Genomic DNA, 10,955 nt, shown 5'->3' with positions numbered 1-10,955 from the left:
CCGGCTAGCCGAGGTACTTGCCTCTGAGGTACTCAAGATAGGCCCTCGATTCGCGGGAAACATAAGGGGAAACCAGCGTGAGCGTATAGAAAGCCGCCAAGCCCGGGTCGGCCTGCCCCGAGGCCTCGCGCCCGGGCACCAGGCGCTCGAACGAGAGCCAGCAGGTGGTGGTGAACACCATCTGCAGGGCCAGCATCTGCGCCTCCTCGGCGGTGGCCTCGATGACGCCGGCCGCGACCAGCGTCTCGCACAGCGACTGGGCCGCCAGCAGATTCTGCGCGGTCAGTGCCTGCGCGCGCGCGCCCAGTGCGGGGTATTCGGCGCACAGGTAAGCCATGTCGCGGTAGACGAAGCGGTACGCATCGATGGCCTCGAAACGCAGGTGCAGCGCAAGCCAGAGATCGTCGATCGCGCGCACCGAGCCCGATGACGCATTGAGAAGCTCGAGGCTTTCCTCGAAGCGCCGGAACAGGCGCTCGACGATGAGCTGCTTGGCCTTGAAGTGGTAGTGCAGGTTGCCGGGGCTGATCTCGAGTTCGGCCGCGATCCGGTGCGTCGACACCGCCGCGAGGCCCTGCACGTTGAAGAGCGCGAGGCTGGCCTGCAGGATGCGTTCGCGCGTGTTGGAACTGGCCACGGGGTCTGGGCTCTGGGCTCGACCGTCGGGCCTCAGCGCTTGCGCCGGCCGGATTCGGCCCGCTCGAGATGTTCGAGCAGCAGCCGCATCTGTTCGCGCAACTCCCGGATCTCCTGCGCGCTCGGCATGCCCAGGCGTTGCAGGGCGCTTGCCACGCGCTGGTCGAACACGTCTTCGAACTTGCGGATGCCGAAGCTGTCGAGGCCCGGGAATCCGCGTGCCGGCGCGGCGCCCGCATCGGCCTTGCCCTGGCTCATGCCGAGCAGGCTCTCGATCACGTTGGTCTGGCGCTTGACGACGTCATCGCGAACATTGCCCAGGGCGGTCAGCCCGGCACGCAGCAAGGCCTTGGCGCCGGCGGGCCGGGTCGGCGCGGCCGTTCCGGCGCTCGCCGTTCCTTTGGCTCGCGCGGTCTTGCGCGGCGCCGCCTTGCGGGCGGGCGTCGCTTTCCGGGCTGCCTTGGCGGGCGGGGCCGCCTTCTTCACATCGACAGTGCCGTCGCGGCGACTCGCCATGCTCTGCTCCCGATCAGGCCTTGCGAGCCCCGCGGGTGGAGGGCGCGGCGCGGCGGGCCATCGGCTTGGCCTTGGCTCTCACGGTCTTGACCTTGCCGGCGACGGTCGTCGTGCCGGCCACGCGGGTTTCGATCTGCCTGGCACCGGCCGCCATCCGGTCGGCGATCTGCATCGAGACCTTGGCGATGGGCATGTGGAGGCTGCCCAGCGTGTTCAGCACCGAGGCGCCCAGTGGCGATTCGACACGCGCGGCCACGTTGGCGACCGAGGCGATGCCGCTCGTGGCGCCGGTGGCGACACGGTCCATTACCGAGACAACGCGACCGGTGTCGGCATCGAGGCGCCTGGCCAGGAAGCCACTGACCTTCTCTTGCGCACCGATCAGCCTGGTCTTGAGGTCCTCGCCCACGAGCGGGAGCCGGCGCTTGCCGAGCAGTTGGCCGTAGCGCGAGGCAGCGCCGTCCAGCAGGCGATGCGCGCCGCTGCGGTAGGCGCTGACCAGGGTCTTGCCCGCATCGTTGTACTGGCCGATGACGTGGATGGCGATGGCCGAGAGGCTGGCGTCGGCGCTGGATTGCGTGGTGGTCATGCTGGTTTCCTTGAGGAAGAAGTCGATGGGGTCATCTTCTTCGCAAAGCCCTAGGCCTGAAAAACTAGAACGGTTCGATAGTTAGTCCATCTGGCCCAATTTCCCGCCAGCGCGATGCTACGACGACGGGCGGGCACCGCGAGCACGCGGCGCCTCGGGCTTACCCGCGATCTGCGCGCGATCTCCGTACACTCGGCCCATGACCGCCACCCTTCAACTCATCGGCGCACCCACTGACGTGGGTGCCAGCGTGCGAGGCGCCGGCATGGGGCCCGATGCGCTGCGGGTCGCCGACATCGCCGCGACGCTGGCGAATCTCGGCTTCTCCATCATCGACCGCGGCAACCTGGCCGGGCCCGCGACGCCGTGGACCGCGCCGCAGGGCGGCCTGCGCCACCTCGATGAAGTGGTGGCCTGGAACCGCTCGGTCTATGACGCGGTCGACCAGGCGCTGGGCGCGGGCCACCTGCCGATCCTGCTGGGCGGCGACCATTGCCTGGCGATCGGCTCCATCAGCGCCATCGCATGGCACGTGCGCCAGCGCCATCAGAAGCTGCGCGTCCTGTGGCTGGACGCCCATTCCGACGTCAACACCGAGGCCACCAGCCCCAGCGGCAACATCCACGGCATGCCCGTCGCCTGCCTGCTCGGGCACGGCCCGGCCGCGCTCACCGGCTGGAGCGGCGAGCGCGCGGCCCTGGAGCACGACGCGATTCGCTTCCTCGGCATCCGCAGCGTCGACGCCGACGAGAAGGCCGCCATCCGCGCGCTCGGCCTCCATGTGTTCGACATGCGCCGCATCGACGAGAACGGCATGCGGGCGACGATGGCCGAGGCCTTGCAGGACGTGGACGACGACACCCACCTGCATGTGAGCTTCGACCTCGATTGCCTGGACCCCGACTACGCGCCCGGCGTCGGCACCGGCGTGCGAGGCGGTCCGACCTGGCGCGAGATGCAGCTGTGCATGGAGATGATCGCCGACACGGGCCGGCTCGGTTCGCTCGACGTGGTCGAGCTCAACCCCGCGCTGGACGTGCGCAACCGCACGGCCGAGGTGGCCGTGGAACTGATCGAGAGCCTGTTCGGCAAGTCGACGCTGGTGCGCCGCTGAAACCCGCGGCGGCGCCTGCGCGGGCAAGGCCGGTCTCCTACGAACAAAGGTGAATTTGTCGTATGCCGCCGCAGCCAGTTGTCCGTAAGCTGGATGCTTTAACCGACAAGAACACGAAACGATGCCAGGCAATCCGCAAGGGCACGGCGGCGAGCCGCTGAGACAGCTGCGCGTGCTGGTGGTGGAAGACGATCCAGACACGCTGGAGGCCACAGTGGAAATGCTCCGCCTGCTCGGTCACTGGGCCACCGGGGTTCGAAGCGCAGAAACCGCCAAGGACCGCTATCTGGAAGGCGCCTTCGACGTCCTGATGGCCGATGTCGGCCTCCCCGCGCTGTCGGGCCTGGACTTGGCCGAAGCGCTCCGTGCCCGCCATCGGCTGGCCGTCATCTTCGCGACGGGGCGGCCCCGCCCCGACAATCCGATTCCCGGGACCTTCTGGCTGCAGAAGCCCTACGACGTCGAACAGCTCGAAGCAGCCCTGCGGCAGGTCGGCGACAGCGCGGCCGCCGCCTGAGCGCGGAGACTCAGCCGCGCGAGGGCGTCAAGGGAACGGGCCGCAGCGCCGGTTCGGCAGGCGCGAAGGTGGGCGCGCCCGAGGGTGCGCTCGCGGGCGTGGCGGCAGGTGTGCCGACCGGCGTGCCGACGGCTGCAGGTGGGCTGGCCGGCACATGGGCCTGGGGGGACGCTGCTGGCTGGGGCGCCGGCACGCTTTCGGCGACCTCCGGCAGGAAGCGATCGATGAGGGCGAAGAAGCGGTCGTAGAAGCGATCGTCGGTGAGCGTCTCGCTCGCCACCTTGACCAGCGCATCGTCGCTCGACGAAAAGGGAAGCGACAGCGACCCCAGCATGCCCACGCCCACGCTGGCGGAGTTGTTGACCTTCTTGATGCCGTAGCGGTCCTGCAGCGCACTGGCAAAAGCGACGGTGCTCTGGGCGTTGCCCGCACCCCGGCTGCCGGCCTTGCTCTCGCGGGCGCACACGACGCGGAACTCGACTTCCACATGCACTTCGGCGTCCGGCTGGAAGCTCTTGCGCCCCGTCACCAGGTCCGAATTGCCCGTCGTGATCATGTAGCCCTGGCTCAGCAGCGCACGGCGCGCGGCCTCGCAGGTCTGGGCCTCGCTGGCGGCATAGCTGCGCGTATGGGTCGTGGTGGAATCGAATTCTTCCGGCTCGTAGGAGGTGCGCCTCGAAGATGTGCTCCCGCAGCCGGCGAGAACCAGCGGGACGAGCAAGGCAGCGGTGTACGAAAGCGGAAGACGCATGGCGGGCCTGGAAATGTCGAAGTGGGAATGCTAGCGTGCGCCGCCGGTTTGGGCCGGCGGCTTCGCTTGGACATTCCCGCGGGCCCGGCGTTCCCCGCCCTGACGCTTCAGGGCGTCATGGGATCACGGATAGAGGCCGCGTTCCTGGCGCGCCATGAGGATGCGCTCGCAGGCGACCGCGAATGTGGCCGTGCGCAGGCTGATCTTGTGCCTGTCGGCCGTGTCCCAGATGCCGTGGAGCGCGTTCATCATGATGCGGTCGAGCCGCTCGTTGATTTCGTCCTCGTCCCAGAAGAAGGACGAGAAATCCTGCACCCACTCGAAGTAGCTCACCGTCACGCCGCCCGCATTGCAGATGACGTCCGGGACCACCAGCACGCCGCGCTCGGCCAGGATGTCGTCGGCGCTCGGGACGGTGGGGCCGTTTGCGCCTTCGAGCACCAGCCGGGCCTTGGTTCGCTGCGCGCGCTCGGCCGTCACCTGGCCTTCCAGGGCCGCCGGAATCAGGATGTCGCAGGCCACGTCCCAGAAGTCCTCGTTGTCGACCACGTCGCCGCCCTTGAAGCCCACGACGCCGTCGGTCCGCGCGAAGGGCATGAGCTTGGACAGGTCCAGGCCCTTCTCGTTGACGATGGTGCCCGTGTGGTCCTGCACGGCGACGATCTTCGCGCCGGCCTCGGCGAAGAGTTCCGCCGCCACCGAACCCACGTTGCCGAAGCCCTGCACCGCCACGCGGGCGCCGCGCAGGTCGAGCCCCAGGCGTCGCGCCGCCTCGCGGCCGGTGACGAAGACGCCGCGGCCGGTGGCCTTGACACGGCCCAGTGATCCGCCCAGGTGCAGCGGCTTGCCCGTGACCACGCCGGTGGCCGTGCCGCCGACGTTCATCGAGTAGGTGTCCATCATCCACGCCATGATCTGGGCGTTGGTGTTGACGTCGGGCGCCGGAATGTCGCTGTGCGGGCCGATGATGATGCCGATCTCGCTGGTGTAGCGGCGGGTGACTCGCTCGAGTTCCTTCAGAGAGAGCTTCCTCGGGTCGACCCGGATGCCGCCCTTGGCACCGCCGTAGGGCAGGTTCACCGCCGCGGTCTTCACCGTCATCCAGGCCGACAGGGCCATCACTTCCTCGAGCGTGACATCGGGATGGAAGCGCACCCCGCCCTTGCCCGGCCCGCGCGAGAGGTTGTGCTGCACGCGATAGCCCTCGAAGTGGGCGATGGAGCCGTCGTCCATCTCGATCGGCACGTCGACGATCAGCGCGCGCTTGGGGCGCTTGAGTGTCTCGACCCAGCGGGCCAGCTCGCCCAGGTACGGCACCACCCGATCGATCTGCGACAGGTAAGTGCCCCAGGGGCTGTTGGCGCTCGGATGGACGTAAGACAGTTCAAAGCTCATGTGTTGATCCCTTGCTGTTGATAGGAGAGCGGACGATAGCCGCGTGGCGAGCGCCACGCCATGCCTCATGCGCGAAGTGTTGGGCGTTATGCGCTTGCGGCAAGCAGCGCCGCATTCCCGCCCGCCGCGGTGGTGTTGATGGTGAGCGTCTGCTCCGCGCAGAAACGCAGCAGGTAATGCGGACCGCCCGCCTTCGGGCCGGTGCCGCTCAGGCCCTCGCCGCCGAAAGGCTGCACGCCCACCACCGCGCCGATGATGTTGCGGTTCACATAGACATTGCCGACATGCGCCCGCGCGGCCATGGCCAGCGCCCGGCTGTCGATGCGCGTATGGATGCCCAGCGTGAGGCCGAAGCCGAGCTGGTTGATGCTCTCGATCACGGCCTGGGGATCGCCCGACCAGCGAACGATGTGCAGCACCGGGCCGAAGATCTCGGTCTTGACGCTCTCGATGGAGGGCAGCTCGAAGGCATGCGGCGGTATCAGGTTGGGGATGTCCTTCGCGCTCGACGCCCGCGCGACGACCACCTGGGCTTGCGCGCCCAGGCGCTGGAGGTGCTGCTGGATGCCTTCGAAGGCCTCGCTGTCGATCACCGGGCCCACATCGGTCGCCAGCGATGCCGGGTCGCCCGCGATCAGTTCGCTGGCGGCGCCGCGGATCATCTCGATGACAGGGTCGGCGATGCCCTCGTGGAGCAGCAGCAGGCGCAAGGCCGAGCATCGCTGGCCGGCCGAGCGGAAGGCGCTCTGCACGACCGCATCGACCACCTGCTCGGGCAGGGCGCTGGAATCCACCACCATGGCGTTGATGCCACCGGTCTCGGCGATCAGGGGGACGATCGGCCCCTCCTTGGCGGCCAGGGCGCGGTGGATGATCTTCGCAACCGGTGTCGAACCGGTGAACACGACGCCCGCCACACCCTGCGCCGCGACCAGCGCCGCACCGACGGTCTCGCCCGGGCCATGCAGCAACTGCACGGCGTCTGCGGGCACGCCGGCTGCGTGGAGCAGCTTGACGGCCTCCAAGGCGATGGCCGGGGTCTGCTCGGCCGGCTTGGCCAGGACCGTATTGCCGGTGGCCAGCGCCGCGGCCACCTGCCCCAGGAAGATGGCCAGCGGAAAGTTCCACGGGCTGATGCACACCCAGGGGCCCCGCCCGGTCAGCCGCAACTCGTTGCTCTCGCCCGTCGGGCCGGGCAACTCGACCGGCTGCATGATCCGCTCCGCCTCGTCGGCGTAATAGCGAAGGAAGTCGACCGCCTCGCGCACCTCGGCCACCGCATCGCCCCAGGTCTTGAAGGCCTCCTTGACCAGCAGGGCGCAGAAGCGCGGCAGGCCGGCTTCGAGCGCATCGGCGGCGCGATGAAGGGCGGCGGCGCGCTGCGCGACCGGTGTCCGCGTCCACCCGCGATAGCTCGCGGCGGCGAGCGCGACGGCATCGGCCGCCTGCCGCGCATCGAATTCGGGAACTCGGGGCACGCTCGTCTCGGCATGCGCGGCGAAGAGCGGTGCGCGCATCGACTCGACGGTGAGATCCACCCCGGCGCTGTTGCGACGCGCCGGCGGCGGGCCGTAGAGCGCGAGCGGCATCGGCAGCGAGGCCTTCGGGTCCACCCACAGGGGCGACACCAGGAGTTCATCCACGCCGACCGACGCGTCGCCCAGCTGATTGACGAAGGAGGAATTCGCGCCGTTCTCCAGCAGCCGGCGCACCAGGTAGGCGAGCAGATCCCTGTGCTGGCCGACCGGCGCGTACACGCGCACGGGCGCCGACGTGCTCTTCATCACTTCGCGATAGACGCCCTCGCCCATGCCGTGGAGTCGCTGGAGTTCGAACGGGGCCTCCCCCGCCATCTGCAGGATCGCGGCGATGGTGCCCGCGTTGTGCGTCGCGAACTGCGGATAGATCGCGTCGGGCGCGGCCAGCAGGGCACGCGCGCAAGCCAGGTAGCTCACGTCGCTGTGGTGCTTGTGCGTGAAGACCGGGTAATGCGGCAGGCCGAGTTCCTGGGCGCGCTTGATCTCGGCGTCCCAGTAGGCGCCCTTCACGAGACGGCACATCAGGCGCAGCTTGTACTTGCGCGCGATGGCGGTCACGTGCTCGACCAGTTCCAGCGCGCGTGTCTGGTACGCCTGCATCGCGAGGCCGAAGCCGCGCCAGTCCGGCCGCTCGGCGGCGACCCGCGCGGCCAGCGCCTCGAACACGTCGAGCGAGAGTTCCAGCCGGTCGACTTCCTCGGCGTCGATGGTGAGATTGAGGCGGGCGTCGGCCGCGAGCGCGCACAGTTGCCAGACGCGCGGCACCAGTTCGCGCATCACGCGTTCGCGCTGGGCATCCTCGTAGCGCGGATGCAGCGCGCTGAGCTTGATGGAGATGCCGTCGTTGTGCTCGGGCGCGGCCGCGCGGTCGGCGCCGGCCGCGATCGAATGAATCGCGTTGACGTAGCTGTCGAGGTAGCGCAGCGCATCGGCATCGGTGCGCGCGCCTTCGCCCAGCATGTCGTAGCTGAAGCGCAGCGCGGCCTGCTTCCGGTGCGCCGAGCGCGCCTGCGCCATGGCCTCGTCGATGGTCTGGCCGAGGACGAACTGCCGCCCCAGCAGCTGCACGGCGCGCAGGGTGGCGGCCACCACGGTGCGGGCGCCCAGCCTGGCCATCACGCCGGGCTGCGATGCCGCCTGGCCTGGATCGTCCGACGCATGGGGGAGGAATTTCTTCGACAGCGCGATCGCCGATGACGACAGTCGCGACAGGGTCGAGTCGGCACTGCCGTCGAAGTCCGCGCGGTCCAGCTGGTCGGCCGTGAGCGCGATCGCGGTTTCGGCATCCGGCACGCGCAGCAGCGCTTCGGCCAGGCGCATGAGCGCCAAGCCTTCCGCGGTGGAGATCGGATATTCGCGCAGCAGGCTTTCCATGGCCCAGAAAGGCGGCGGCCGGTCCCGCACGGCCCGCACCCAGGGCGTGGCGACCGCCTCGGCGGCAACCCAGTCCAGCGCGTGATTCAGCGAAGCAAGTCGATGCGCGACGATGTCGGCTTCAGGTCGGTAAGGGGTGGGCAGGCGCATGGCAGTGGCTCGGTAGTCAATGCGGCAATGCTCCTCGTTCTTCTGCCGAGTTATTCACCAAAATTTGCCTTCAAACTGGATAATTCACCATTCATGAGCCATGCCGCCCCCGATCTGGACCGCATCGACCTGAAACTCCTGAAGATTCTTCAGGAAGACGGGCGGATATCGAATCTCAAGCTGGCGGAGACCGTCTCGCTCTCGCCGACGGCCGTGCTGGCGCGCGTGCAGCGTCTCACGCGCGAGGGTTTCATCCAGGGCTACGAGGCGCGGCTCGATCCGCACAAGCTGGGCCGGGGCTTCACTGTCTTCGTGGAGGTGTTGCTCGACCGGACCACGCCCAATGTGTTCGATGAATTCAAGGCCGCGGTGCAGGTGCGCGACGAGATCATGGAGTGCCACATGGTGGCTGGCGGCTTCGACTACCTGCTCAAGACGCGCATGGCCGACATGGCGGCCTACCGCGAATTCGCCGGCACGGTGTTGTGGCAGCTGCCAGGCGTGCGGGAGACGCGCACCTACGCGGTGATGGAAGAGGTCAAGAGCAGCGCCCGCATCCCCCTGGCCGTATAGACATGAAGTGCGCGCAGCCTGGGGGCGTGCTCACCTGCCCCCGAAGATGGCCGTTCCCACCCGCACCATGGTGCTGCCGGCGGCGATGGCGGCTTCGAGGTCCGCCGACATGCCCAGCGAGAGCGTGTCCAGCGCGATCCCCGCCTGCCGGATTTCATCGAAAACAGCCGCCGCGCGCAGGAACAACGCGCGTTGCGCCTCGAAATCCGCCGCCGGCTCGGGGATCGCCATCAAGCCGCGCAAGCGCAAACGTGGCAACGACGCCACGGCCTGCGCCAAGGGCAGCGCCTCTTCGGCCGACACGCCCGACTTGTTGGCGCCCCCGTCGACATTGACCTGAAGACACACCTGCAGCGGCGCCAGGTGCGCCGGCCGCTGCTCGCTCAGCCGCTCGGCGATCTTGAGCCGGTCGACGCTGTGAACCCAGTCGAAATGCTCCGCCACGGTCCGCGTCTTATTGCTCTGCAGGGGGCCGATGCAATGCCATTCGAGCTTGTCGCGCAGGTCGTCCAGTGCCACGATCTTGGCGACGCCCTCCTGCACGTAGTTCTCGCCGAAGGCGCTCTGGCCGGCCGCATGGGCCTCGCGCACCGCCTCGGCGGCAAAGGTCTTGGACACCGCAAGCAAGCGCACGCTCGCGGGATCGCGGCCGGCGGCCGTGCACGCGCTCACGATCCGCGCGCGAACTTGCTGGAGGTTGTCACCAATCATCGTCATAATCGTCAAAAGCGTATCAAAACGTCACCGAGGAACTTCGTGGACATTACCCAACTGCTGGCCTTCAGCGTCAAGAACAAGGCCTCCGACCTGCATCTCTCGGCCGGCCTGCCGCCCATGATCCGGGTGCACGGCGACGTGCGGCGCATCAACGTCGACGCGCTCGACCACAAGGCGGTGCATGCCATGGTGTACGACATCATGAGCGACACGCACCGCAAGCACTACGAAGAATTCCTCGAGGTCGATTTCTCCTTCGAGATCGACGGCCTGGCGCGCTTCCGCGTGAACGCCTTCAATCAATCGCGCGGCGCGGCGGCCGTGTTCCGCACGATTCCGTCGAAGATCCTCACGCTGGAGCAGCTCAACGCGCCCAAGATCTTCGGCGACCTCGCGCTCAAGCCGCGCGGCCTCGTGCTGGTGACCGGCCCGACCGGTTCGGGCAAGTCGACGACGCTGGCTGCGATGGTCAACTACCTGAACGAAACCGAGTACGGCCACATTCTCACCGTGGAAGACCCGATCGAGTTCGTGCACGAATCCAAGAAGTGCCTGATCAACCAGCGCGAGGTCGGGCCGATGACGCTCTCCTTCGCCAATGCGCTGCGCTCCGCCCTGCGCGAGGACCCGGACGCGATCCTGGTGGGCGAAATGCGCGACCTGGAGACCATCCGCCTGGCCATGACCGCGGCCGAGACCGGCCACCTGGTGTTCGGCACCCTGCACACCTCGTCGGCCGCCAAGACCATCGACCGGATCATCGACGTGTTTCCGGGCGAGGAAAAAGAAATGATCCGCGCGATGCTCTCGGAGTCGCTTCAGGCCGTGATTTCGCAGACACTGTGCAAAACCAAGGACGGCCAGGGCCGGGTGGCGGCACACGAGATCATGCTGGGCACGCCGGCGATCCGGAACCTGATCCGCGAAGGCAAGGTGGCGCAGATGTATTCGTCCATCCAGACCGGCAGCGGCCAGGGCATGCAGACGCTGGACCAGAACCTGACCGACCTGGTGCGCAGAAACCTCATTTCCTCTGCGGAAGCGCGCAGCCGGGCGAAGATCCCCGAGAATTTCCCAGGCTGAGC

At 68.2% G+C, this 10,955-nt stretch carries 11 protein-coding genes; 4 read left to right on the top strand and 7 right to left on the bottom strand.

Annotated elements, in window-relative coordinates; genetic code table 11:
* Nucleotides 1-4: 4 nt before the first annotated feature.
* The 3 genes from AC1DNF_RS13260 to AC1DNF_RS13250 are packed head-to-tail and all read right to left on the bottom strand — an operon-like array spanning nt 5 to nt 1,741.
* Nucleotides 5-637 (bottom strand): TetR/AcrR family transcriptional regulator, encoded by a 633-nt coding sequence (locus AC1DNF_RS13260; RefSeq protein WP_478149066.1) that lies wholly within the window; start codon nt 635-637, stop codon nt 5-7.
* A 32-nt stretch (nt 638-669) separates the two neighbouring features.
* Entirely contained in the window at nt 670-1,152 is a 483-nt protein-coding gene (locus AC1DNF_RS13255) for a phasin family protein (protein WP_478149065.1), read from the bottom strand.
* Between the two features lie 13 nt (nt 1,153-1,165).
* Nucleotides 1,166-1,741, bottom strand: coding sequence for a hypothetical protein (locus tag AC1DNF_RS13250; protein WP_478149064.1), 576 nt, complete (start codon nt 1,739-1,741; stop codon nt 1,166-1,168).
* 199 nt (nt 1,742-1,940) lie between these two features.
* On the opposite strand from AC1DNF_RS13250, the gene rocF reads away from it, so the two are divergent.
* Together rocF and AC1DNF_RS13240 are read left to right on the top strand one after the other, a co-directional pair.
* Nucleotides 1,941-2,855, top strand: a complete 915-nt coding sequence (gene rocF, locus AC1DNF_RS13245) for an arginase (protein WP_478149063.1) — start codon at nt 1,941-1,943, stop codon at nt 2,853-2,855.
* 121 nt (nt 2,856-2,976) lie between these two features.
* Complete coding sequence (locus tag AC1DNF_RS13240; protein WP_478149062.1) at nt 2,977-3,372, top strand: response regulator; 396 nt, start codon at nt 2,977-2,979, stop codon at nt 3,370-3,372.
* A 10-nt stretch (nt 3,373-3,382) separates the two neighbouring features.
* Here the strand turns inward: AC1DNF_RS13240 and AC1DNF_RS13235 are convergent, their stop codons facing one another.
* The 3 genes from AC1DNF_RS13235 to AC1DNF_RS13225 all read right to left on the bottom strand — a co-directional run bounded on the left by AC1DNF_RS13235 (nt 3,383) and on the right by AC1DNF_RS13225 (nt 8,580).
* Nucleotides 3,383-4,123: a DUF2242 domain-containing protein gene (locus AC1DNF_RS13235; RefSeq protein ID WP_478149061.1), complete on the bottom strand. Its 741-nt coding sequence runs from the start codon at nt 4,121-4,123 to the stop codon at nt 3,383-3,385.
* Nucleotides 4,124-4,246: 123 nt separating this feature from the next.
* A complete protein-coding gene (locus AC1DNF_RS13230) occupies nt 4,247-5,518 on the bottom strand; it encodes a Glu/Leu/Phe/Val family dehydrogenase (RefSeq protein WP_478149060.1) in 1,272 nt (423 codons plus the stop codon).
* Nucleotides 5,519-5,604: 86 nt separating this feature from the next.
* Nucleotides 5,605-8,580, bottom strand: a complete 2,976-nt coding sequence (locus AC1DNF_RS13225; protein WP_478149059.1) for an L-glutamate gamma-semialdehyde dehydrogenase — start codon at nt 8,578-8,580, stop codon at nt 5,605-5,607.
* Nucleotides 8,581-8,673: 93 nt separating this feature from the next.
* On the opposite strand from AC1DNF_RS13225, the gene AC1DNF_RS13220 reads away from it, so the two are divergent.
* Nucleotides 8,674-9,153 (top strand): Lrp/AsnC ligand binding domain-containing protein, encoded by a 480-nt coding sequence (locus AC1DNF_RS13220; RefSeq protein ID WP_478149058.1) that lies wholly within the window; start codon nt 8,674-8,676, stop codon nt 9,151-9,153.
* A 30-nt stretch (nt 9,154-9,183) separates the two neighbouring features.
* On the opposite strand, the gene AC1DNF_RS13215 is transcribed toward AC1DNF_RS13220, so the two are convergent.
* Nucleotides 9,184-9,870: a YggS family pyridoxal phosphate-dependent enzyme gene (locus tag AC1DNF_RS13215; RefSeq protein ID WP_478149057.1), complete on the bottom strand. Its 687-nt coding sequence runs from the start codon at nt 9,868-9,870 to the stop codon at nt 9,184-9,186.
* Nucleotides 9,871-9,909: 39 nt separating this feature from the next.
* Here AC1DNF_RS13215 and AC1DNF_RS13210 point away from each other — a divergent pair, with 39 nt between their 5' ends.
* Nucleotides 9,910-10,953: a type IV pilus twitching motility protein PilT gene (locus AC1DNF_RS13210; RefSeq protein WP_478149056.1), complete on the top strand. Its 1,044-nt coding sequence runs from the start codon at nt 9,910-9,912 to the stop codon at nt 10,951-10,953.
* The last annotated feature ends 2 nt before the right edge of the window (nt 10,954-10,955 follow it).

The sequence above is a fragment of the Variovorax sp. 01T432 genome (assembly GCF_056398605.1).
This window is presented reverse-complemented; position numbering and strand designations above follow the sequence as displayed.

Excerpts from the sequence above, each read along its gene's own strand:
- AC1DNF_RS13255 (WP_478149065.1), bottom strand. The coding sequence starts at position 1,152 with ATGGCGAGTCGCCGCGACGGCACTGTCGATGTGAAGAAGGCGGCCCCG.
- AC1DNF_RS13250 (WP_478149064.1), bottom strand. The coding sequence starts at position 1,741 with ATGACCACCACGCAATCCAGCGCCGACGCCAGCCTCTCGGCCATCGCC.
- rocF (WP_478149063.1), top strand. The coding sequence starts at position 1,941 with ATGACCGCCACCCTTCAACTCATCGGCGCACCCACTGACGTGGGTGCC.
- AC1DNF_RS13240 (WP_478149062.1), top strand. The coding sequence starts at position 2,977 with ATGCCAGGCAATCCGCAAGGGCACGGCGGCGAGCCGCTGAGACAGCTG.
- AC1DNF_RS13235 (WP_478149061.1), bottom strand. The coding sequence starts at position 4,123 with ATGCGTCTTCCGCTTTCGTACACCGCTGCCTTGCTCGTCCCGCTGGTT.
- AC1DNF_RS13230 (WP_478149060.1), bottom strand. The coding sequence starts at position 5,518 with ATGAGCTTTGAACTGTCTTACGTCCATCCGAGCGCCAACAGCCCCTGG.
- AC1DNF_RS13225 (WP_478149059.1), bottom strand. The coding sequence starts at position 8,580 with ATGCGCCTGCCCACCCCTTACCGACCTGAAGCCGACATCGTCGCGCAT.
- AC1DNF_RS13220 (WP_478149058.1), top strand. The coding sequence starts at position 8,674 with ATGAGCCATGCCGCCCCCGATCTGGACCGCATCGACCTGAAACTCCTG.
- AC1DNF_RS13215 (WP_478149057.1), bottom strand. The coding sequence starts at position 9,870 with ATGACGATGATTGGTGACAACCTCCAGCAAGTTCGCGCGCGGATCGTG.